The following is a 21,693-nucleotide window of genomic DNA, read 5'->3' as shown; positions in this document are numbered from 1 at the left end:
TGATGCTGAGGGGGCCGATGCAGTCATGGGGGACAACCAGTCGCTACAAGCAACGTGCAACTGACGCAATGCCAACCAAGTCAGGCGTACTGGGGATGATTGCGTCAGCGCAGGGACGTCGGCGCACGGATCCGCTGGAAGATCTTGCTGATCTTTTTTTCGCGGTTCGCGTGGATCAACCGGGCACTTTGCTGCGTGACTATCAGACCTCTCAGGACTGGCGAGCTGGGAAAGCTACGAACTTAGTAACGAGGTACTACCTCGCGGACGCAGTGTTTGTGGCTGCCATTCAGAGTCCGAATAGGGAATTTCTCGAATCAATCGAGCAGGCGTTGAACAATCCTCGGTACATGCTTTACCTGGGACGGCGCTCGTGTCCGGTTTCTCCTGATCTTGTGATCGGCATCCAGGACACTGATGCGGTGACAGCTCTGCAAAATGAGCCCTGGCATGCATCCTATTCTCACCGACTGGTTCGAACTCGTCGTGTTATCTTGCCAATCTATCGGGATGCGCGGCCGGGCGAATCTGGTCTGGCGGCTCAGGATGTTCCCGTGTCGTTTTCACAGGAACATCGGAGGTATTCATGGCGAGAAATTGTTGGCGATGAAGGCGGAGCTCCATTTGAGAATCCAGATGGCCGAGCGGATGACCCGTATTTTGAGGCGGTGGTGGCAGGATGACCACGTTCACCAAGATCTTGCTTAATCCGTTCAAGCGTGGTGGGAGAAAACTCCTGTCAAATCCGGAAGCGTTGCATGCTGCGGTTCTCGGTGTGTTTCCGCCTGATACTGATCAAAGCAGTGCGGAGGGAAGAATCCTGTGGCGGGTTGATCACCGTGGGCAGGAATACACTCTTTACATTGTCGGGCCGGAAAAGCCTGATGCGCTGAGTATCGTTGAACAGGCGGGGTGGGATACGCGACCTGCTCAGACGGCGGATTATTCGCAGCTTTTGCGTGGCTTGCGGAAAGGCCAGCAGTGGCACTTTGAGCTGGTTGCCAGTCCTGTGAAGTCTGTTGCCCAAGAGCGAGGGAAGCGCGGTAAGGTATTGCCTCACGTTACCGCTGACCAGCAATTGGAGTGGCTTCGGGAAAAGAGTAAGAGCAGCGGTTTTCTCTTGAATTCGCCCGCGTTGTCCAATGATGATTTGTCGGAAGTGGCGGTTCAGGTCATAGAACGCAAGCGGCTTGTTTTCAGAAAAGAGAGGGGAAGCCGCCCGGTGACTATCCATACAGCTCGCTTTCAGGGGAACCTCGTTGTGGCAGATCCTGAGCTGCTCTGCAAGACGTTGGTCAGCGGTCTTGGACGGTCACGGGCTTATGGATGCGGGCTGTTGACTCTGGCTCATTCGAGGCAGTAACCGTGGCTCCGACCGCTAGTCAGATCCCGATTGAGCGGCAGGAAGTCGCACGGGCAGAGCAGCGTATCTCGTTCCTGTATGTCGAACATGCCACCGTTAACCGGGACGGCAATGCGTTGACGATTATGGATCAGAACGGAGTCGTTCATGTGCCGGCAACGACTCTAGCTGCTCTGCTCTTGGGCCCGGGAACGCGTATTACCCATGCAGGAGTAGCGCTTCTTGGGGATTCGGGAGTTTCCATAGTTTGGGTGGGCGAAAAGGGCGTCCGTTTTTATGCATGCGGGCGTCCTCCGGCGAAAAGCTCGCGAATGGCTCAGGCGCAGGCGCGGATTGTGACCAACCAACGGTCACGATTGCAATGTGCTCGCAAAATGTATCAGATGCGTTTTCCTGGAGAAGACGTTTCGCTCCTCACAATGGGACAGCTGAGAGGGCGCGAAGGCGCTCGGATGAAGCGGATCTATGCTGAGGAGTCCGAAAGAACAGGAGTGGAATGGGGAAAGAGATCATACAATCCGGAGGTTTTTGAAGATTCGGATGCGGTAAATCAGGCGCTAACTGCTGCTAATGCTGCGTTGTATGGAATCACGCATGCGGTGATCGTAGCTCTGGGGTTTATTCCGTCTCTTGGGATAGTGCACACGGGGACTGATCGCAGCCTGGTGTACGACATTGCAGATTTGTATAAGGCCGAAATATCAATTCCTGCTGCTTTTGATTGTGTTGCCGCTGAGGAAGATCAGTGGGGCAGTAGAGTCAGACGATATGTCCGCGATCAAGTGGTTTCAACGCGTCTTATGCAACGGATGGTTCGCGACTTGATGGATCTTATGGAAGTTCCAGAGGCTGCGTCATACGACGCTGAACTGATGCTTTGGAGTGAACTTGAGGAGTATGCGGCTGGGATCAATTGGGCATCAAGAGATGAGGTTGGTGTCCTGTGATGGTTTTGGTAGTGAGCGCATGTCCAGCAGGGTTACGGGGAGATCTCACGAAGTGGCTGATGGAACTTTCATCTGGAGTATTTGTTGGAAGACCGTCAGCTCGAATCAGAGACTTGATATGGGAACGAACGATTGAGCTTGTACGGGACGGCCGCGCAATCTTGGTTTATAACTCAAACAATGAACAAGGTCTTGAGTTTCGCACGCATCGAAGTGAGTGGGAACCTGTCGATTTTGATGGCCTAACTCTGATTCAAAGGCCGAAGATTGGAGAAAAGTTTAATCGGCGCACAGGATGGAGCAAAGCGCGGTTTAATCGCAAAGGGCTGCGGTGACTGCGTTTCCCCTGCAAGCTGTTATTCTGGTATCAGGCGAGCGTCAAGTCGCATCTAGATTGCACTTTTCCTGACCAAATATGCTGGTCAGGGACGGTAAGCCCCGCGTCAGCGGGGATGAGCCAGTGGCGGTTCCAGACGGAACGACCAGACCAGACGTAAGCCCCGCGTCAGCGGGGATGAGCCCCCGGAGTTGTCGGCGTGGCGGCAGAAGGTCGCGTAAGCCCCGCGTCAGCGGGGATGAGCCCGCGCAATTTTACCCGGCGATCATGAGCGCGTGGTAAGCCCCGCGTCAGCGGGGATGAGCCCCTATACGACAAGTACATGAACCAGGCGGGCGGGTAAGCCCCGCGTCAGCGGGGATGAGCCGAGTGCTGGTATCGTCGCGCCGGGCGTATTCCAGTAAGCCCCGCGTCAGCGGGGATGAGCCCTCGTGCCGTGCTGCAGCACATGGCGCATGAGGGTAAGCCCCGCGTCAGCGGGGATGAGCCTGTCGCTAATCTGACGGGCAACACTAGCTGGGTGTAAGCCCCGCGTCAGCGGGGATGAGCCTCTCCGGCCCGCACACCTCCATTGCAACAGGCAGTAAGCCCCGCGTCAGCGGGGATGAGCCCGCGCGACGCAACGGCGTGTAGTCAAACGTCAAGTAAGCCCCGCGTCAGCGGGGATGAGCCGACAACCTGGTGGTGGAGAGCGCGGACAGGATAGTAAGCCCCGCGTCAGCGGGGATGAGCCCATAACTTCGGAACTTCCGATACGCGAGTGTCAGTAAGCCCCGCGTCAGCGGGGATGAGCCGGGCAGTAAATACCGTGGGAGAAACGGCGATGCGTAAGCCCCGCGTCAGCGGGGATGAGCCCTAATGCTGAGTATGCGCGCCAGTTTTGGATGAGTAAGCCCCGCGTCAGCGGGGATGAGCCTTTTCGGCGCGCGGCGGTTGCGCCCTCGACTTGGTAAGCCCCGCGTCAGCGGGGATGAGCCGAACAACGCGAAATTGGCGTTAGAGCCGCTAGGGTAAGCCCCGCGTCAGCGGGGATGAGCCCGGTATGGCATGATTCCTCAATTACGCTGGGTAGTAAGCCCCGCGTCAGCGGGGATGAGCCCTAGCTAAAGACGGTGAAGCACCCGCCGATGCAGTAAGCCCCGCGTCAGCGGGGATGAGCCGTCGATGTTTGGAAATGTGAAGTCCATGCTCTCGTAAGCCCCGCGTCAGCGGGGATGAGCCGAACAACGCGAAATTGGCGTTAGAGCCGCTAGGGTAAGCCCCGCGTCAGCGGGGATGAGCCCGGTATGACATGATTCCTCAATTACGCTGGGTAGTAAGCCCCGCGTCAGCGGGGATGAGCCCTAGCTAAAGACGGTGAAGCACCCGCCGATGCAGTAAGCCCCGCGTCAGCGGGGATGAGCCCGAATCTGACACTTCGGTGAGCCGGTTCATATAGTAAGCCCCGCGTCAGCGGGGATGAGCCCCTCACTAGATGGAATGAAGCCGCTCGGAATTAGTAAGCCCCGCGTCAGCGGGGATGAGCCCGCCACTGTTTGCGATCACTGGGCCTGGCTACTGTAAGCCCCGCGTCAGCGGGGATGAGCCGAAACCACAGCAAGGGAAAGGAACTAGAGGAATGTAAGCCCCGCGTCAGCGGGGATGAGCCCGCCTTGTGAGTATCCGGGGCGGCCACGTACTGGTAAGCCCCGCGTCAGCGGGGATGAGCCCGATAGAGATATAGCGCGGGCACACCGTGCCCCGTAAGCCCCGCGTCAGCGGGGATGAGCCCCGTAGTGGTCTGAGCGGGCGCGGTGTATGAGGGTAAGCCCCGCGTCAGCGGGGATGAGCCCGAGCCGTCGGGCTGAGAAAACACCATTGTACATACTCACAAGCGAATCTTCGCTCGTTCGAGTGAGATAGAAGCGGGAGCCCCACACGCACCACATGGGGTCGCGCACGCAGCTCCCGCTTGTAATTTCATTTTAGTCCGTCGGCTAGGAAGACGCAATAGTAAGCCCCGCGTCAGCGGGGATGAGCCCGCGCGTGGGATGCCTTATACTCATCGACCGCGGTAAGCCCCGCGTCAGCGGGGATGAGCCCATGGCGAGATCAGCGTGGAAAAAGGTGGCGAGGTAAGCCCCGCGTCAGCGGGGGTGGGTAGACACGGCGCGCTGGAAACGCAGCGAGGCGCTGCGAGAGTTACCAGAAAAGGGTATCAAACGGAGCGCCTCACTTGTATGCGAGTGTAAAACACTGCCCGCGTCGATGATGTCTGAAGTGGGCAGTAGAAATCCGGGCATTAACCCGGAATCTCCATAGTTTCGGTGAATGCTCGACGCATTCGTTTTCAGAGGAATTGCGTCTATCGCAGTGAACAGCAGATGCGCTTGTTGGTGACGCCTTGACTACACCTTAAGAAACGCGCCAAAGTGCTGTCCTGTGTCGATCACCTGGACGGCTGGAGGTCCCCAGTCAGCTTAACTGTGACACCGAGCTCTTGGCACATTTCGACAATTCCGGTTGTCTGGGAGGCAAATGAGTCAAGCATGCCAGGATTCTGGGTTTCGCCGAACTTTTCAATGTTGTTTCTTGTCCGCACGAGCTTGTCCTGGAGGTGAAGATCTTCCGCTGCTTGTTCCGCATTATTGAGCTTGTCGGTGATCTGCGACAGTGCGTCCTCATTCGGCGCCGAGCGATCCTCGATGGTGGCGAAGATATCAACGGCCTCTTTGTACAGCCCGCACGCTGTCTTGTCGCCTTCGGCGGCATTGCTTCCGCCACACGCAGTGAGTGTCAAAGCTGCTGCAAGTGTCAGAAGTGGTAGTGCGTAACGTTTCACCGCGTGTCCTCGGTTTCTTTATCTGCTAGTACGATGCGTATGGGCGCGTCAACAGCGTCCCGCGGTACATTACCACAGGCCGGACCGGGAACTGGTACGAAGTGGATACAAGGCGGCTACTGCTGGCTGCCAGGGGATGCTGCCGAATCAGGTATGCCGCTACGGGGCTAGCCTCCGCCAATTGGCAAAGGCTCAGTCTGATCCCTCGCTTCCTCGCGAATCTCCACATCGCCAACGCAACATACGACAAGAGCAAAGAGTAAAAGCGACGCGCTCGTATCTCCTGCCGTTTTGAATGAACTGACTCCTCGCACTCACGACTGAACACATAACTGTCCAACTTTCAGGGGTCAGCACGGCCGTGAGAGCAGAGTTCTGCCTAATTGCGACCAACCCGTCCTCGAAAGTCCGCTTTCAGATTGCCGGCCTCTGCGCCGCTATCTGCATCCGCGGCCAGCGGGCCCGCCTGAAAGAGTGACCCCTAAGATTCCTACGGCAACTGCCAGTTGACCGGCTCCGCGCCCTGAGACTGCAGCAGCGCATTGACACGCGAAAACGGCCGCGAACCGAAGAACCCGCGACGAGCAGAAAGCGGCGACGGATGAGCAGACTCCACCACAGGTGTTGCACCCAGTCGCGGCTTCAGTCCCTGAGCATCGCGACCCCATAAAACAGCGACCAGAGGCCTCCCTCGTCCAATAAGAGCATCGATCGCGCAATCCGTCACCTCTTCCCAGCCGCGGCCACGATGCGAAGCCGGCGCGCCAGGGCGCACAGTAAGGACGCGGTTCAGCAGGCACACTCCCTCGCGTGACCAGGGAGTCAAATCACCGCTGGTCGGACGAGGCACACCCAGATCCTCCACCAACTCAGTGAAGATATTCTCCAAGGAGCGAGGCGGGCGAACCCCGGGAGCAACAGAAAACGACAGCCCCATGGCGTGCCCGGGTGTCGGATAGGGATCCTGGCCGACGACGAGCACCTTGACCTCATCAAACGGATATGTGAACGCGCGCAACACGTCCCGTCCGGCAGGAAAGTACCCGTGACCAGATTGAATCTCCGAGCGCAACATCTGTCCAAGCTCATGCACGCGCTCTTCAACCGGAGCCAGCGCCCGCGCCCATCCCGGATCAAGCAGCTCACTCAATGGTCGCGGGCCGGTGCCGCCTTCAATTTCGCTCACGTACCTAGCGTATCCCGTCTTATTGACGAGGGTGTCCTTCGAGCCGCGGTCTGAGCGGTATGTTGAGACAGCCGTAACCGGCGCTGCCGATGCGACACCCGGCCGATTGGCCGCACAAAAGTGACAGTTACAGATAGTCTAAGCGCGTGAGCTCACAGTATCCGAAGGATGAATTTGATCGAGCTGGCGAAGATATGCCGGTCGGTATGCACCGCGCCCAGCCCTCGAAATGGCGCTCAGTCGCGCCGTTCTTGATTCTTCTCATCGTTATCCCGCTGCTCGGATGGGGTCTCGCGCGAGTCCTCACCAATGCAGGAATCACGCCGTCACAGTCCGATTCGACTCAGTCGGTCGCACAGTCGGTCGCGCCCCCCTCGGGCGATGTGCAATCGGGCGAGCAGGCAGATGAGAAGCCAGAAGCTTCGGGAACTGGCTCAACCGACACACAGGTATCGGGCGAAGAAACTCAATCGTCCGGAGATGAGCCAACTGAAGAAATCATCGACAAGCATGTCAAGATCGGCGTCCTCAACGGCACGGGTATCGAGGGGCTTGCGGCCGAAAAATCCGCAGCGCTGAACGAGGCAGGATTCCCCGGAACTATCGCTGAGAACGCAGAAGGTTGGGTCTCCGACGTTTCTGTGGTGTACTACGCCGATCCGCAGATCGAAAAATCCGCCCACGAAATCGCCCGAGTCCTGGGAATTGACGAGGTTCGCGAGAACTTCGATGATGTCGGTGACTACGACGTGGTCGTCCTGCTCAGATAAGAGGAGCCCCTCAAGAAGAGGCGGAAATATGGCTGACGACGCTCAGAAAGCTCACAACGCCGCAACCGAAGGTGAGTACGTACGCGACATCGCCTACATTACTGACAGGATTGTCGTCGATCCCGCCAGGATCCGCTCCGCAACCGCGATCAGGCGATGCACGTGAAGTGGGGAACATGTTGTGGCCGGTCGAATCTGGCCGCTACCGCCTCATGGCCGCCCGAGCTTGCCCGTGGGCACACCGCGCTGTCATCATCCGCTGACTCATGGGTCTGGAGGACGCTCTGACACTGAGTCTGGCAGGCCCCACCCACGATGCCCGGTCATGGAACTACAGTGGGATGTACCCCGACAACCGTGATCCGGTGCTTGGCATCGAGCGCCTCCAGGACGCATACTTTGCGCGCGTGCCCGACTATCCGAAAGGGATCACCGTCCCCGCGATTGTGGATGTCCCCAGTGGTGCCGTGGTGACCAATGACTTTAACCAGATGACCATCGACATGTGCACACAGTGGTCAGGCGTGCAGCGTGACGGCGCTGCGGACCTGTATCCAGAGTCGTTGGTGGACGAAATCGAAGCCGTCAACGACGAGGTCTACCCGAACATCAACAACGGTGTCTATCGGTGCGGTTTCGCCGCTGACCAATCCAGCTACGAGGACGCCTATCGAGATCTGTGGCGCGCAATGGACTGGGTCAGTGATCGGCTCACCTCCCGCCGCTACCTGGTCGGTGACCACATCACGCTGGCTGACGTGCGACTGTTCACCACCCTTGTGCGTTTCGATGCAGTCTATTTCGGGCACTTCAAAGCCAATCGGATGATGATCCGTGACATGCCGGTACCGCGTGCCTACCTGCAGGACCTGTTCCAAACACCGGGTTTCGGTGACACGGTGGACATCCAACAGATCAAAGAGCACTACTACATCGTGCACGAGGAAATCAACCCCACCCGCGTTGTTCCTGTGGGACCGGATCTGTCGTACCTTCTGGAAGAACATGATCGCGAGCAGCTGGGCGGCCAACCGTTCGGACAAGGAACAGCGCCTGGCCCTGTGCGAGAAGACGAGCGCCCTCCCGCATTGACTGAATGTTAAAGAACGCGCAGCTCAGCACTGTCGGTCACAGCTGCCGGGCAAGGTGGCCGCTGGACGGGCTATCCGCCGGTACAACCCGCTTCATGACTGTTCGCTATGAGCGACTATGCCCGCCTTGCACTCTCGGGTCGAGAGTGCCAAAATTGGATTAGCACTCGCCAAGGCAGAGTGATAAAAGACCTTAGGGCTGGTGAGGTTACACCGGCAACGAGACAAGAACGTTGCCAGTGGAATCGTCCGTCGCGGGCACCGTCCCTACGATCCGCAATGCGGAAGGAATATACATAGCATGTCCAAGCTCATTCATTTTGATGAGGAAGCGCGCCGTGGCATGGAGCGCGGTCTGAATCTTCTGGCTGACACCGTCAAGGTCACGCTTGGCCCCAAGGGCCGCAACGTTGTCCTCGACAAGAAGTGGGGAGCTCCCACGATCACCAAAGACGGCGTGTCTGTCGCCAAGGAAATCGACCTCGAAGATCCGTTCGAGCGCATCGGCGCCGAACTGGTGAAGGAAGTTGCCAAGAAGACCGATGACGTCGCCGGTGATGGCACCACGACCGCAACCGTTCTTGCCCAGGCACTCGTACACGAAGGTTTGCGTAACGTCGCAGCCGGCGCCAACCCGATTGGAATCAAGCGCGGCATCGACCAGGCAGTTGAAGCAATCGTTGAGCAGCTGCACAAGGACGCCAAGCCGATCGAAACCACCGACCAGATCGCTGCAACCGCGTCGATCTCGGCAAATGATCCGGCCATCGGCAAGCTCATCGCTGAAGCGTTCGAAAAGGTCGGAGCCGAAGGTGTTGTGACTGTTGAAGAGACCAATTCCTTCGACACCACCTTGGAGACCACCGAAGGCATGCGTTTCGACAAGGGCTACCTGTCCGCGTACTTCGTCACCGACACTGAGCGTCAGGAAGCAGTCCTTGAGGACCCTTACGTTCTGCTCATGGAATCCAAGATCTCCAATGTCAAGGATCTGCTGCCCCTGCTTGAGAAGGTCATGCAGTCCGGCAAGTCCCTGCTGATTGTTGCTGAGGACATCGAAGGTGAAGCGCTGGCTACACTGGTCGTCAACAAGATCCGCGGAACCTTCAAGTCAGTGGCCGTCAAGGCTCCCGGCTTTGGCGATCGCCGCAAGGCAATGCTGCAGGATATGGCCATCCTGACCGGCGGCCAGGTCATCTCCGAGACCGTTGGCCTTTCCCTCGAGAACGCCGATCTGGAACTGCTGGGTCGCGCCCGCAAGGTTGTCGTCACCAAGGACGAGACCACCATTGTGGACGGCGCCGGTGAAAAGGACGCCATCGATGGTCGCATCCGCCAGATCAAGACCGAGATCGAGAACACCGATTCCGATTACGACCGCGAGAAGCTGCAAGAACGCCTCGCCAAGCTTTCCGGTGGTGTCGCCGTTATCAAGTCCGGCGCCGCAACCGAGGTTGAGCTGAAGGAGCGTAAGCACCGCATCGAAGATGCTATCCGTAACGCCCGCGCAGCCTCTGAAGAAGGCATCGTGGCCGGTGGTGGTGTGGCACTGCTCCACGCCGCACACGCAGCGCTGGACGACCTCAAGGTCGAAGGCGACGTGGCAACAGGCGTGGGCATTGTGCGCCTGGCTGTTGCAGCTCCTATCAAGCAGATCGCTGAGAACGCCGGACTCGAAGGCGGCGTCGTGGTGGATCGCGTGTCCTCCATGAAGCCGGGCGAAGGCCTGAACGCTGACAGCGGCGAATACGGTGACCTGATGGCTGAAGGAATCTCCGACCCGGTCAAGGTGACTCGTTCCGCACTGCAGAACGCAGCATCCATCGCCGGAATGTTCCTGACCACTGAGGCCGTTGTGGCCGACAAGCCAGAACCGCCAGCAGCGCCCGCTGCCGGTGGCGATGACATGGGCGGAATGTACTAAGCCGAATCTGACCTACAGACACCAATTGACTGGAAGGCGCTGACCGCATATCCAGTTAAGCGCGAGGAAGTCCCGTTGAGCACACGTGCTCGGCGGGGCTTCCTCGCATGTTCGCGACATCGTCACTTACGCGAACAACGACACGGTCTGCGACTCGGCATCAGCGTAGACGTTGGCAGCAGCGGATAGCTGCGTGCTGATCGAATCCAATGACGATTCAACCTGCGTTTGAGTTGCGCGCCAGGAGGCGGTCAGCTCAGCGAAATTAGCTGACGCAACTCCCGTCCATGTGTCCTGCAGGGCCAGAAGATCAGCCATCATGGATGCCACTTCTGTTCGAATACGTTCGGCTGTGGCGCCGATATTGGCTGCAGATGCAGCAACTAGATCTGAGTCGACGTTATATGTTGCCATCGGGGATCATCCTTTCGGTTGCGCGAACCCGCGGTGGGCTCGTCACACATACCGTAGGAAGGGCAGCCGCCCTCGAAAACATTGCGCCTGGAACCTGTGGATGCGCGCAGAGAATACCTCCTCCTGTGGATGCGCAGGAAGAATGCTTTTTCCTGTGAACGCGCGGGAAGAACGCCTCCTCCTGTGAACGCGCGTCGAGGGGGAGCCTGACGCGCGGCTTCAGGACTGAGAACTGGGGCGGCTGGGCACATCCAGCGTCTCGATAGCTGTTTCCAGTGAGGAAGCATCTTCGTTGTCGGAGTCGTCATCCCCATCGGAACCGGGGCGCGCCGCGTAACCATCCGCTGCCTCGGGAGCCAGCACAGGGATGGTGGATGTCGTCTCGACGTCATCGTCGTCACCCTCATCCTGCATCTGCGAGCAGTTATTCCACTTCAAATGCTTGCGGCGAATGATGATGGCACCCGACGATGTTACTTGCGCATCGTCAAACTGACCGGTTGTGGGTCCATCCACCACTTCGATGCCGGAGGTGTTGTCACTGGCCGATGAGATATCAGAAGGATCCTTCTCAAGAATTGCTTCATCGAGCTTGGCCAGCTCAGCTTCCAGGTTTTCGCGGGCACGCGACTCCCATTCAGCAGCGCCAGGGGAGTGAAAGACCGAATCGCGAGCCAGCAGGCGGCGCACCACGATCCGGCGGGCACGCAAGTAGGCCAAATCATCGACTTGTTCGTATTCTTCACGCAGCGACTGACGGAATTTCTTGTACTCCTGCGGCGCGGCAGCGATCGAAGCGAGGTCAGCGTCCACCAGAACCTGCGCGTCCACGTCATCACGCGGGGCGGTGTGTATGGCGACCATGCGAATCAGGTCGGCAACCCGCATTGCCACGTCGTCGCTGATTCCCAGTCCGGTCAAGTGTTCGTGAGTCAATTCGGCGCACTCGGCGCTGACGGCCTGCGGGCTTGAACCCCACAAAGCCGCCTGCACAGCGCGGTTCAGGATCAAACCGTGGTACCACGCTGCGATACGAAGAACATCGGGATCGTGTGTTGACCCCGACAGCTCATCGAGATGCGCCAGTACATCGATCAGGTGCCGCACATTGTGCAGCGTTCGACCCGGCTCATTCCACCGGCTGAGGAGTTCACGAGCCTCGGCGTCAAGTTGAGCGGGCGTTGCGGTAGCCCCCAACTCCTGCATTGACTGAACAAATGAACTGAACAGCCACTGAGGTGCTTCAGCACCCATGACGATTCACACTCCTTGAAAGGGATGATACCGAGCTATGGTAGCCGCACTTGGTGTCATATTCCTACCCGAGAGTCCCAAAAAAGGCGGATGTGTGGGCGAAATAGCATCGCGCGCCCAGCGCGCAGCGCCTCACATGCCTTGATCTGCCTCGTTTGTGAGGTCCTCCGCAGTCAAATGTGTGGGCAGTTCAATACGCACCGTCAAGCCACCACCAGGGGTCGTTTTCAGCTCAGTGGTGCCGTTGTGCGCCCCAATAATCGAAGCAACGATCGCCAATCCCAGACCAGATCCGCCCGTCGTGCGCGCGCGTGAATCCTCAGTGCGGTAGAAGCGCTCAAAGACGCGTTTTTGTTCGTCTTCAGCAATGCCGGGACCGTGGTCACGGAATTCCACGATCGCCATGCCGTCGTTGAGCCCCAGAGCCAGCTCCACTGGCGTATCGCTGGACGTGTAGCGGTTGATGTTGCCTACCAGATTCGTGAAAACCTGCTGAATGCGGTCACGGTCCACATTGACCGTCAACGTCATTGGAGCTTTACGCCCGGACAGTGACCTGACGGTGATGTCGCGTGCAGGATCGAGCGCCTCAAGGTCGGAGGCAGCATTGTCAGCAATTTTGACGAGGTCCACCGGAGTCAGGGCAAGAGGTCGCCCCTCGTCAATTCGTGCCAGCGTCAGCAGATCCTCCACGAGGTTTCCCATGCGCGTGGCCTCGGAGTGAATACGACTGATGACTTCTGGAACCTGGTTGCCGGGCACGCCTCCCATCTGATAGAGCTCGCCGTACCCGCGGATGGCGGCAAGAGGAGTGCGCAGCTCGTGTGACGCGTCAGAGACGAAACGACGGATCTTACGGTCAGACTCGGCGCGCGTATGGAATGACTGTTCGACCTGACTGAGCATCGTGTTGAGTGACAATGCCAGCGATCCGACTTCAGTGGTTGGCGGTTCGGGTGGGATGCGCTGACTCAGGTCTCCGGCAGCGATGCGACCGGCAACGACCTCAATATTGCGCAGCGGTTTGAGAGACTTGCGCACCAGGTACTGGCCGATCGTCCCTCCTGCGATGACGATAATCATGGAGGTCAGCAGGAAGTAGAAAGCGGTGTCTGACAGTGTGCGCTGGACGTCAGTGAGTGGAAGTGCAATGGTCATGACCCCAACGGGATCCTGACTGCCTCGCACTCCCAGCGGAATCGCCATTGCCCGCCACGTGGAGCCGGGCAGTGACGATGAGACGGTGACGGGCCGCGTCCACCCGGATTCAGTATTGGCAAATTCGCCCGGCTCGAGCAGGTCGGGAATATTCGGCGTGCCCGAGTACTCTAAGGTTTCAGGCGACGTATAGGTCCAGGTCTGCCCGTCGGCGTGCACCGCGCGAATGAAAAATCGGGTTGGAACATAAGCGTTGGTGTTCGTCAATTCGGTGAGGGATTGCCGGGCCAGGGGTGATGCTGACGAGACCAGTTGCGCGTCGATCTGTGAGGTCAGGTGACGCTGAAGCAGGCCGATCATTGCTGCTCCAGCCATTGTCAGGCCGAGGGCCAGCAAGGCCACTGTCAAGATCACCATGCGTGATGACAGGGGCCGGTGTTCCCATATCTGCCGGGCAGATTGGACGGGTTGCACTGTCAGCTGTCTTCCCTCAGCATGTAGCCCACGCCGCGGCGAGTGTGGATGAGCTCGCCCGACGATCCTTCGACTGACAATTTGCGACGCAGGTAGGAAATATACGACTCAACGATGGCTGCTTCACCATCCCAGTCGTATTCCCACACGTGATCAAGGATCTGCATCTTGGAGACGACGCGCCCCTCGTTGATCATCAGGTAGCGTAAGAGTTTGAACTCGGTGGGGGATAGCTCGATATCGACGCCCGCGCGGCGAACCTCGTGAGCATCCTCGTCCAGTTCCAAATCCCCCACACGCAGCATGCCGTCATCTTCGCCGCTGTGGCGAGTGCGGCGCAGGATGGCGCGGATGCGAGCGACGACTTCCTCCAGGCCGAAAGGTTTGGTGACATAGTCGTCTCCGCCCACTGTCAGCCCCTGGATTTTGTCGCGCATATCGTCACGCGCAGTCAGGAACAGGACCGGAACCGTGATACCCGCTTCGCGTAAACGCCGCGTCACCGTGAAGCCATCCATGTCGGGCAGCATCACATCCAGCACGATGAGATCAGGGTGGGATTGAGTGGCCTCGTGAAAAGCGCTGGCACCATCCGCAGCAGCGATCACTTCGAATCCAGCAAAACGCAATGATGATGCGAGAAGGTCGCGGATATTCGGCTCGTCATCGACGACGAGCAGACGTGCTTCAGCGGAGTCGGATGAAGTCGGGATATGAACAGCCATACAGTTAGTGTGGCGGTTCATCCTGAAAGTTGGCTGAACGACGCGTGAGAGTTCAGCATGTTCTTCGCCCCAACGATGTGCCACTATTGACGATGAAAATTGAACGAATGATGAGGGAGACCGTGATGACAGATCCAATGAGTCCGGAAGGCATCACATTTACGCCGGTGTCGCCGGCGCTGGCTCGAGTGCGCACAATTGGAGTTCTGATCTTCGTCATTCCGCTTGCCCTGATCTTCGCAGTGCTGGCTATCGTGTCGTTTCCCTGGTGGTGGATCGGCACCGGAGTCATCATTGCGTACAGCATCTGGCAGATCTGGCTGATCCAGCGGCAGGTGCGCGCGCTGGGATTCGCATTCAGCAACGACGAATTCATGATCCGTTCCGGCATCATGTTCCGCAATCTCAGCATTATCCCCTACGGTCGAATCCAGTATGTCGATGTGTCCGAGGGGCCGATAGCCCGTCACTACGGCATTGCGTCCATCAAGATCAACACAGCGTCCAACGAAACGGCCGGCTCGATTGATGGCCTGCCGACCGACCAGGCAGCCCAGCTGCGCGACATGCTGGCTAAGCGTGGCTCTGAAGAACTGACGGGACTGTGAGCGATATGAGCAACGAGACCGCAGACCCATCGGGCGCACCTGCGCCCACAGAACCAGTAGAGCCGACAATGCGAACGACGCCCGCACAGCCATGCTCGCCTTCGCAGTCACCTTCGTCCGCTGCATCGACTCCGCATACGGGGGCGACTCTGCCCGCTTCACACACGCCGTCACAGTCCGAGCGAAAGAAGCGCACGGCGAGCGCCCTCGACAATGCGCTGCCGGAGGAAGGCTGGCGTAAAGTCCACCGCATTTCACCGGTCCTCAACACGTGGCAGTTCTTTGCTGCCCTGGTGGCATTCCTGGCCTACCAAGGCACCGGTGTGATCTCTGAGCTGCTTGACTCGGACGTCATCTCCCACATGCCGGCCCTCCATATCGCGGGCTACATTCTGGGAGCAATCGCGCTCTTTTCGGTGCTGGTGGGCGTGTACTCCTATTGTGCGTGGAAGCGCACAGCCTACGCTCTCACAGATGAAGCCGTCTGGTACCGGTCGGGCATCATCTTCCGAGTACAACGCCACGCCCGACTGGAAAAAATCCAGGCGGTTGACATCGTCCAGCCTCTGCTTGGCAGGATTTTCGGTCTGGGCAAAGTCACCATCGAAGTGGCAGGCGGGTCACATTCGAACCTGGAGTTCGGTTACCTGAAAACTGAAACACTCCACAATCTGCGCGCCGAAATCCTCGCACTGGCTGCGGGTGTCACATCCGGATCAGCATCCGCTGCACTGGCGCGTCAGGCACGTGAAGCTGCCGCGGAAGCTCCCGACGTTGACTTCGGTGAACAGGTCGCCGTAAGTGACAGTATCGGCACTGGTGCTCCTGCTCCGGAGGCACAGGAAAATGAAGTCTTCCGTGTGCCATCTGGACGTCTCATTGCCTCATTGTTCATGTCGGTTGGCCTGATTATCTCCTTCCTGGTGTTCCTGGCCGCCATGATCGGCATGATCGCCTTGATACTGACGGAGGGGCTGGCAGGCGTGTCAGGTTTCATCCCGATCATCGTCGGTATTCTGCCCATCGGCAGTGTTGTGTGGAGCCGTTTTGCCGGCGCGTTTGACTTCCGCGCAGGCATCTCAGCTTCGGGCATCCGTATTCGCAAGGGCCTGACTTCGACGCGTTCCCAAACCATTCCGCCGCGACGCGTCCACTCCGTGCGCATCACGCAACCCTTCCTGTGGCGCACCAAAGACTGGTACCGCGTCACCGTCTCGATGGCCGGCTACGCAGGCAATTCTTCCAACGGATCGGAAATGGCTGACGCCTCCTACGTGCTGCTCCCGGTCGGCACGCGCGAAGAAGCTGAACTGGCTGTGTGGATGGTGATCCAGGACCTGGGTGTGGATGACCCCCTCGCCCTGATCCACGACGGCCTGCATGGGGATAACCGCAGTTCCAGCCGCTACTTTGTGCCCAACCCGGAGCGCTCAAAAGTCATGGATCCGATTGTCTGGCGCAGGCGCGGCTCGGCTTTGACCGAACGGGTGATGGCGGTGCGCGATGGGCGCGTCACTCACACCTTGACGATCATGCCCTATGAGCGTTTCCAGTCTGTGAGCATCTACCAGGGGCCGTGGTTGCGCAGACGCAAGCTCGCTGTGGTCAATCCGAAACTGGTCAACGGTCAGGCACCGATTGCTGCTCACCATCTTGACCTGGAATTCGCCACCACGATGGTTGCAACCCTGATGGAACGAGGGCGACTTCGCCGTGACCATGAGCCGCCTGAACGCTGGATGCGTCGCGTGGCCCAGTCAGTGTCCGATCCGAAGGTTGCCGAGCAGATTGAACACAGTGCCAATGCTTACGAGGATTCACCTGAGGATGTTTCGCCCGCAGCTGGAGCTGACACTGACGCCCCGCCCGCAGCTAGTGCACCTGCTGCCGGCGCCTTGCCCGCAGCGGGCTCTGACGAGCGGTAGGGTAAACACTTGTGAATCCCTTGCACGACGCGCATGAGCGCCCGAGGCGCAGCGCGCATGAGCATGCGGGCGAACCGTCGCGTCGTCCGCGCCCTGACCAGCTCCATATCGGAATCATTGGGATGGGGCATGTCGGTCCTCCCCTGGGATCCGCGCTGCGTGCAGCCGGTCACGATATCGTCGCGGTGAATGCGTCGTCACCCCAGGCGCGCGAACGTGCAGAGGTCATGCTGCCGGGAGTGCCGATCATGGATATTCCTGACGTCATCTCCGCCGCCGACCTGGTCCTCATCGCCATCCCTGACGATGCGATCGAACCACTGGTGAGCGGACTGGCAGATCTGGGAGCGTTCCGTCCTGGCCAGATCGTCGCGCACACGTGCGGAACGCACGGCGTCGCCATCTTGAACAAAGCCCAACAGGCAGGCGCACTGCCGATCGCACTGCATCCGGCAATGACGTTCACCGGCACGTCCATCGATGTGTCCCGCCTGGTGGGCACACCATTCGCCGTGACCGCGCCTGCTGCGCTGGTGCCGATTGCGCAGGCACTGGTGGTGGAGTTGGGTGGAGAACCCGTGATCGTACAGGAAAACGACCGCACCTTATATCACGCGGCACTTGCGCATGGTGCCAACCACCTCGTCACACTGATCGTGCACGCCCGACGCATGCTGGAAGCTGCCGGAGTCGAACAGTCCGGCACGTACCTGCGACCCCTGGTCGAAGCTGCGCTGGATCGCGCACTGACCGAAGGAGATCAGGGGTTGACCGGCCCGATCGTGCGCGCCGATTCAGGAACTGTCGGCGCACACATCACCGCACTCCACAAAGCTGCGCGCCTGGCCGCCGAGGACAACGAGCAGGCAGGCGCGCGGCTGACCGATTCTGCCGACAACTACGCAGATATGGCGCAGGCAACGATCACGATGCTCACGCGCAGTGGCCGTCTGTCCCAACGCGCAGCCGACGAGCTGCGCACCGCCCTGATGGAGTCATAACCGCTTCGCCCCAGCACCTTCAATGTCGCGTGCGATCAGCGGCGCGTGCGCCAGCCTCGTCAATCGTGACCAGTTGCGCACCAATTGTGGTGGGAAGCAGGCTCAAACGGGGGAACAATAGAAGGGTCTGAAGGAGGCTGAAACGATGACCCCGATCGTTGCACATACTCGCGCCGAACTACATGATGCGCTGGCACAATTGACGGGCACGCGCGCACTGGTCATGACGATGGGCGCCCTGCACGAAGGACACCTGTCGCTCGTTCGGCGCGGCAAGGAACTGGCAGATCACGTGATCGTGTCGATTTTTGTTAATCCGACGCAGTTTGCACCCGGTGAAGACTTTGACGCCTACCCGCGCACATTTGACGCCGACCTCGCCAAGCTCAGTGGCCTTGATGTGGACGTGGTGTACGCCCCGACGCCCGATGACGTGTATCCGCACGAACCCGCCGTGACCATTGATCCGGGGCCAATCGCGCGCGTTCTGGAAGGCAAGACCCGGCCCACGCACCTGGCTGGCGTGGCGCTTGTCGTCACCAAGGTCATCCAGCGCGTCCGCCCCGATGTTGCGCTGTTTGGCCAAAAGGACGCGCAACAGCTCGCGATGGTACGCAACCTGATGGACGAACTCGACGTGCCGGTGCGCATCGAAGGCGTGCCGATTGCGCGCGATACAGACGGCCTGGCACTTTCCAGCCGCAACCAGTACCTCTCGGATGAGGAACGTGAACGCGCGTTGACATTGTCGCGCGCCCTGCGCACCGCTCATCAACGTGCCAACGAGGGTGACTCGCCCAGCGCAGTCGTGGAAGCTGCAGCGCAGGTGCTCGACGAAGCCGAAGGCGTGGAGCGTGACTATGTGGCATTGACAGACGAAGCGACTTTTCAGATCGTGGCGCTCGCAGACTCTGACCAGTCAGGAGTAACGGTGCCCACCACCGATCAGTGGCCCGACCGCGCATATGTGCTGCTGGCAGCGCGCGTGGGGTCGACCCGCCTGATCGACAATACGATCATTGACCGCCCAAAGGGCGCCTCGGGGGATGCCAATGACTGACCAGAGCGCACCAGCGATGGGCCCGCGCGCGGCCAGCTCGCCCGCGGAAGTGTACCGCCCGATGATATGCGGCAAGATTCATCGTGCGCGCGTCACCGATGCCGACCTGCACTATGTCGGGTCGGTGACGATTGATGCGGATCTGCTGGAAGCAGCCGACATCCGTGAAGGCCAGCAGGTGGATATCGTCGATATCAATAACGGTGAGCGGTTGACGACGTACACCATCGCCGGGCCGGCCGGTTCGGGCGTGGTGCAGCTTAACGGTGCCGCAGCCCGAAAAATCGGCGTGGGGGACCTGGTCATTATCATGGCGTACGTGTCCGTTCCAGAATCACGACTGGAATCCTGGCAGCCTCATGTGGTCTTCGTTGACCGCGACAATCACATCGTGGAATGCGGCGCTCATCCTGGTCGCGTGCCCGAAGACTCCGAACGCGCCCGCGAGCTGGACCTGCACAGTTCAGGTATGAACGAAGACAGTGGAGGCCTCCCTCGTTTTTCGAAGAAAGACTGAAACAGATACCATGGCACACGTGAGTGAAGAACTAACGCCCCAGAAACCGGCCGGACACAACGACTCAAACGCTCCTCGAAAGGAAGCGGGACAGGGCCGTGACGACGCGCCTGAACAGATGCGGATCCGTGCAGGTAAACGTCAAACCATGCTGGACGAGGGGAAGCAGCCCTACCCGGTTGAACTGCCGATCACGTCGACCATCGCTCAGGTGCGCGAGGCGTATGGACATCTGGAAGCCGGTGAAGAAACCGACGATGTGGTGGGAATCGCCGGCCGTGTGATGCTGATGCGCAACGGCGGAAAGCTTTGCTTCGCCACCTTGCAGGACGGCGCAGGTGTGCGCATCCAGGTGATGCTGTCCGCCGCCTCCGTCGGACCGGACTCGCTCGCAACCTACAAGTCCGAGGTTGACCTGGGAGACCACCTCTTCGTCCACGGGCGAGTGATTTCATCCAGGCGCGGAGAACTGTCGATTATGGCAGAGCCGGGGGAGGGCGAGGATGCCCCCGCATGGAAGATCGCATCCAAGGCACTGCGTCCACTTCCCAAGACCTACACCGCTGAAGACGGCACGGAAATGGCGCTGTCGGAGGACATGCGCGTGCGCCGCCGCTACCTCGACATGATCGTGCGCCCCGCAGCTCGCGAGATGGTGCGCATGCGAGCCAACGTTGTGCGTTCACTGCGCGACTACTTCCATGACGCAGGGTTCATCGAAATTGAGACGCCGATGCTGCAGGTCCTGCACGGCGGTGCGGCAGCACGCCCGTTCTCAACACACATGAATGCCTACGACACGGAGTTGTACCTGCGTATCGCCCCTGAGCTGTATCTCAAGCGCGCAGTTGTCGGTGGTGTTGACAAGGTCTTCGAGATCAACCGTAACTTCCGCAATGAAGGCGCTGACTCGTCGCACTCACCTGAATTCACAATGCTGGAAGCGTACGAAGCGTACGGAACCTACGACACGATGGCCACGCGTACCCGTGATTTCATTCAGAAAGCCGCGCGCGACGCACTGGGAACCGAAGTCGTCACCCTGCCCGACGGTTCGACCTACGACCTGTCGGGATCGTGGGAGTCGATCAGCCTGTATGACTCGATTTCGGATGCGGTCGGAACCGCGATCAGCCCGCAGACTTCTCGCGAGGATTTGGTGCGCATCGCAACGGATCTGGGCGAAGAGATCCCCGACCACTACGTCAATGGCAAGATTGCGGAAGTCATTTTTGAAAAGACCGTGGGGGACAGTCTGTGGGCACCGACTTTCGTGCGCGACTTCCCGGAAGATTCCTCACCGCTGGTACGAGGACACCGCTCAAAGCCCGGCGTGGTGGAAAAGTGGGATCTGTATGTGCGAGGGTTTGAACTGGCCACAGCCTATTCGGAACTGGTCGACCCCGTGATCCAACGCCAGCGCTTCGAAGCCCAGGCACTCGCCGCTGCTGAAGGCGACCCGGAAGCTATGGTGCTGGACGAGGACTTCCTGATGGCGATGGAATACGGCATGCCTCCGTCGGGCGGCATGGGAATGGGGCTGGATCGCCTGCTCATGGCTCTGACGGGGCAGGGAATCAGAGAAACCATCACGTTCCCGCTGGTCAAGAAGATCTGATCCGCTACGAGCTGCCTGCACCACCACACTGCATCGATGAGAAGGACACGACCATGATGAATCGGAGCCGGGCGAGCCAGAAGCGACTGCTCATTGTTGGATCGATGATGGCAGCGCTGCTCACAGCCTGATGCCGCGGTGCAGACCAATCGACTGCGCAGGCGCAAGCAGTGGAGCTCAAATACGGGTACTGCTTGCTAGTGGCATTTACCTGCTGGACGTACTTGCTTACCGGCGACTTTCGCCCGTCGACCGTGCCCGCTTGGCAGTGACTTTCGCCTGTTGAGCGCATCTGCCTGGCAGGACACATATATGCCGGCCGTATCTGCTCACGAGCCCTACGCTCCGAAACTTCTCAGCCAACATGCAGGTTCTGTGTTTACATTAAACGAAAGGCACCTGCTGGCTCCCATGTGCTTTCATGTGGCAGCGCCCAAAGATGCCCTCGTACATCAATAAAACGACGCAGAACCACTAAGGCAGTAATTCGTGACGAACTT

General features: G+C 59.2%; 20 protein-coding genes and 1 CRISPR repeat array. Of the genes, 14 read left to right on the top strand and 6 right to left on the bottom strand.

Features of this window, described 5'->3' with window-relative positions; translation table 11 throughout:
* Positions 1-2: 2 nt before the first annotated feature.
* Genes cas5e through cas2e form a run of 4 tightly spaced genes read left to right on the top strand, consistent with a single transcriptional unit; the run spans position 3 to position 2,645 of the window.
* The gene (gene cas5e, locus BN3002_RS07070; RefSeq protein WP_058237267.1) at positions 3-683 is read left to right on the top strand and encodes a type I-E CRISPR-associated protein Cas5/CasD; all 681 of its coding nucleotides are present in this window, start codon (positions 3-5) and stop codon (positions 681-683) included.
* Positions 680-1,363 carry a type I-E CRISPR-associated protein Cas6/Cse3/CasE gene (gene cas6e / locus BN3002_RS07065; protein WP_058237266.1) on the top strand — a complete coding sequence of 228 codons (684 nt, stop codon included), beginning with the start codon at positions 680-682 and terminating at the stop codon, positions 1,361-1,363. The genes cas5e and cas6e overlap by 4 nt, the downstream gene beginning before the upstream one ends.
* A 2-nt stretch (positions 1,364-1,365) precedes the next feature.
* Entirely contained in the window at positions 1,366-2,310 is a 945-nt protein-coding gene (gene cas1e / locus BN3002_RS07060) for a type I-E CRISPR-associated endonuclease Cas1e (protein ID WP_257525568.1), read from the top strand.
* Complete coding sequence (cas2e, locus tag BN3002_RS10770; RefSeq protein ID WP_257525683.1) at positions 2,310-2,645, top strand: type I-E CRISPR-associated endoribonuclease Cas2e; 336 nt, start codon at positions 2,310-2,312, stop codon at positions 2,643-2,645. Before cas1e ends, cas2e begins: the two co-directional genes overlap by 1 nt.
* 96 nt (positions 2,646-2,741) lie before the next feature.
* Positions 2,742-4,478: a CRISPR direct-repeat array (repeat unit 28 nt; unit sequence GTAAGCCCCGCGTCAGCGGGGATGAGCC).
* Between the two features lie 597 nt (positions 4,479-5,075).
* Here cas2e and BN3002_RS07055 read toward each other — a convergent pair.
* Both BN3002_RS07055 and BN3002_RS07050 read right to left on the bottom strand, forming a co-directional pair.
* The gene (locus BN3002_RS07055) at positions 5,076-5,468 is read right to left on the bottom strand and encodes a hypothetical protein (RefSeq protein ID WP_058237264.1); all 393 of its coding nucleotides are present in this window, start codon (positions 5,466-5,468) and stop codon (positions 5,076-5,078) included.
* 490 nt (positions 5,469-5,958) lie between these two features.
* Positions 5,959-6,654, bottom strand: coding sequence for a uracil-DNA glycosylase (locus BN3002_RS07050; RefSeq protein WP_082628587.1), 696 nt, complete (start codon positions 6,652-6,654; stop codon positions 5,959-5,961).
* Between the two features lie 146 nt (positions 6,655-6,800).
* On the opposite strand from BN3002_RS07050, the gene BN3002_RS07045 reads away from it, so the two are divergent.
* The 4 genes from BN3002_RS07045 to groL all read left to right on the top strand — a co-directional run bounded on the left by BN3002_RS07045 (position 6,801) and on the right by groL (position 10,439).
* Positions 6,801-7,424 (top strand): LytR C-terminal domain-containing protein, encoded by a 624-nt coding sequence (locus tag BN3002_RS07045; RefSeq protein ID WP_082628586.1) that lies wholly within the window; start codon positions 6,801-6,803, stop codon positions 7,422-7,424.
* 28 nt (positions 7,425-7,452) lie between these two features.
* On the top strand, positions 7,453-7,590 hold the full coding sequence (locus BN3002_RS11150) for a hypothetical protein (protein ID WP_157843523.1): 138 nt from the start codon (positions 7,453-7,455) through the stop codon (positions 7,588-7,590).
* 100 nt (positions 7,591-7,690) lie between these two features.
* The gene (locus tag BN3002_RS07040) at positions 7,691-8,527 is read left to right on the top strand and encodes a glutathione S-transferase C-terminal domain-containing protein (RefSeq protein WP_257525567.1); all 837 of its coding nucleotides are present in this window, start codon (positions 7,691-7,693) and stop codon (positions 8,525-8,527) included.
* 289 nt (positions 8,528-8,816) lie between these two features.
* A complete protein-coding gene (gene groL, locus BN3002_RS07035) occupies positions 8,817-10,439 on the top strand; it encodes a chaperonin GroEL (protein ID WP_058237261.1) in 1,623 nt (540 codons plus the stop codon).
* A gap of 126 nt (positions 10,440-10,565) precedes the next feature.
* On the opposite strand, the gene BN3002_RS07030 is transcribed toward groL, so the two are convergent.
* The 4 genes from BN3002_RS07030 to BN3002_RS07015 all read right to left on the bottom strand — a co-directional run bounded on the left by BN3002_RS07030 (position 10,566) and on the right by BN3002_RS07015 (position 14,464).
* Positions 10,566-10,853: a WXG100 family type VII secretion target gene (locus BN3002_RS07030; protein ID WP_058237260.1), complete on the bottom strand. Its 288-nt coding sequence runs from the start codon at positions 10,851-10,853 to the stop codon at positions 10,566-10,568.
* A gap of 219 nt (positions 10,854-11,072) precedes the next feature.
* Entirely contained in the window at positions 11,073-12,107 is a 1,035-nt protein-coding gene (locus BN3002_RS07025; protein ID WP_058237259.1) for an HD domain-containing protein, read from the bottom strand.
* Between the two features lie 132 nt (positions 12,108-12,239).
* Positions 12,240-13,682, bottom strand: a complete 1,443-nt coding sequence (locus tag BN3002_RS07020) for a sensor histidine kinase (protein ID WP_082628585.1) — start codon at positions 13,680-13,682, stop codon at positions 12,240-12,242.
* A 59-nt stretch (positions 13,683-13,741) separates the two neighbouring features.
* Complete coding sequence (locus BN3002_RS07015; protein ID WP_058237257.1) at positions 13,742-14,464, bottom strand: response regulator transcription factor; 723 nt, start codon at positions 14,462-14,464, stop codon at positions 13,742-13,744.
* 125 nt (positions 14,465-14,589) lie between these two features.
* Between BN3002_RS07015 and BN3002_RS07010 the strand changes: the two genes are divergently transcribed.
* The 6 genes from BN3002_RS07010 (at position 14,590) to lysS (ending at position 21,193) form a co-directional block, all read left to right on the top strand.
* Complete coding sequence (locus BN3002_RS07010; protein WP_058237886.1) at positions 14,590-15,072, top strand: PH domain-containing protein; 483 nt, start codon at positions 14,590-14,592, stop codon at positions 15,070-15,072.
* 68 nt (positions 15,073-15,140) lie between these two features.
* Complete coding sequence (locus BN3002_RS07005) at positions 15,141-16,997, top strand: PH domain-containing protein (protein ID WP_058237256.1); 1,857 nt, start codon at positions 15,141-15,143, stop codon at positions 16,995-16,997.
* Positions 16,998-17,008: 11 nt separating this feature from the next.
* Positions 17,009-17,998: a Rossmann-like and DUF2520 domain-containing protein gene (locus tag BN3002_RS07000; protein WP_257525566.1), complete on the top strand. Its 990-nt coding sequence runs from the start codon at positions 17,009-17,011 to the stop codon at positions 17,996-17,998.
* A 145-nt stretch (positions 17,999-18,143) separates the two neighbouring features.
* Entirely contained in the window at positions 18,144-19,058 is a 915-nt protein-coding gene (panC, locus tag BN3002_RS06995; RefSeq protein ID WP_058237255.1) for a pantoate--beta-alanine ligase, read from the top strand.
* Positions 19,051-19,575, top strand: coding sequence for an aspartate 1-decarboxylase (gene panD, locus BN3002_RS06990; RefSeq protein ID WP_371935775.1), 525 nt, complete (start codon positions 19,051-19,053; stop codon positions 19,573-19,575). Before panC ends, panD begins: the two co-directional genes overlap by 8 nt.
* A gap of 10 nt (positions 19,576-19,585) precedes the next feature.
* The gene (gene lysS, locus BN3002_RS06985) at positions 19,586-21,193 is read left to right on the top strand and encodes a lysine--tRNA ligase (RefSeq protein WP_082628583.1); all 1,608 of its coding nucleotides are present in this window, start codon (positions 19,586-19,588) and stop codon (positions 21,191-21,193) included.
* The last annotated feature ends 500 nt before the right edge of the window (positions 21,194-21,693 follow it).

This window comes from Actinomyces ihuae (assembly GCF_001457875.1).
Classification (GTDB): domain Bacteria; phylum Actinomycetota; class Actinomycetes; order Actinomycetales; family Actinomycetaceae; genus Pauljensenia; species Pauljensenia radingae_A.
The sequence above is the reverse complement of the archived record's forward strand: the minus strand, read 5'-3'. Positions and strand labels throughout refer to the sequence as shown.

What these genes read in the sequence shown, in the direction of transcription:
- BN3002_RS07010 (WP_058237886.1), top strand. Translation starts at nt 14,590, where the DNA reads ATGACAGATCCAATGAGTCCGGAAGGCATCACATTTACGCCGGTGTCG.
- lysS (WP_082628583.1), top strand. Translation starts at nt 19,586, where the DNA reads ATGGCACACGTGAGTGAAGAACTAACGCCCCAGAAACCGGCCGGACAC.
- cas6e (WP_058237266.1), top strand. Translation starts at nt 680, where the DNA reads ATGACCACGTTCACCAAGATCTTGCTTAATCCGTTCAAGCGTGGTGGG.
- BN3002_RS07025 (WP_058237259.1), bottom strand. Translation starts at nt 12,107, where the DNA reads ATGGGTGCTGAAGCACCTCAGTGGCTGTTCAGTTCATTTGTTCAGTCA.
- BN3002_RS07030 (WP_058237260.1), bottom strand. Translation starts at nt 10,853, where the DNA reads ATGGCAACATATAACGTCGACTCAGATCTAGTTGCTGCATCTGCAGCC.
- BN3002_RS07040 (WP_257525567.1), top strand. Translation starts at nt 7,691, where the DNA reads ATGGGTCTGGAGGACGCTCTGACACTGAGTCTGGCAGGCCCCACCCAC.
- groL (WP_058237261.1), top strand. Translation starts at nt 8,817, where the DNA reads ATGTCCAAGCTCATTCATTTTGATGAGGAAGCGCGCCGTGGCATGGAG.
- cas5e (WP_058237267.1), top strand. Translation starts at nt 3, where the DNA reads ATGCTGAGGGGGCCGATGCAGTCATGGGGGACAACCAGTCGCTACAAG.
- panD (WP_371935775.1), top strand. Translation starts at nt 19,051, where the DNA reads ATGACTGACCAGAGCGCACCAGCGATGGGCCCGCGCGCGGCCAGCTCG.
- BN3002_RS11150 (WP_157843523.1), top strand. Translation starts at nt 7,453, where the DNA reads ATGGCTGACGACGCTCAGAAAGCTCACAACGCCGCAACCGAAGGTGAG.
- BN3002_RS07020 (WP_082628585.1), bottom strand. Translation starts at nt 13,682, where the DNA reads ATGGTGATCTTGACAGTGGCCTTGCTGGCCCTCGGCCTGACAATGGCT.
- BN3002_RS07015 (WP_058237257.1), bottom strand. Translation starts at nt 14,464, where the DNA reads ATGGCTGTTCATATCCCGACTTCATCCGACTCCGCTGAAGCACGTCTG.
- BN3002_RS07005 (WP_058237256.1), top strand. Translation starts at nt 15,141, where the DNA reads ATGCGAACGACGCCCGCACAGCCATGCTCGCCTTCGCAGTCACCTTCG.
- panC (WP_058237255.1), top strand. Translation starts at nt 18,144, where the DNA reads ATGACCCCGATCGTTGCACATACTCGCGCCGAACTACATGATGCGCTG.
- cas2e (WP_257525683.1), top strand. Translation starts at nt 2,310, where the DNA reads ATGGTTTTGGTAGTGAGCGCATGTCCAGCAGGGTTACGGGGAGATCTC.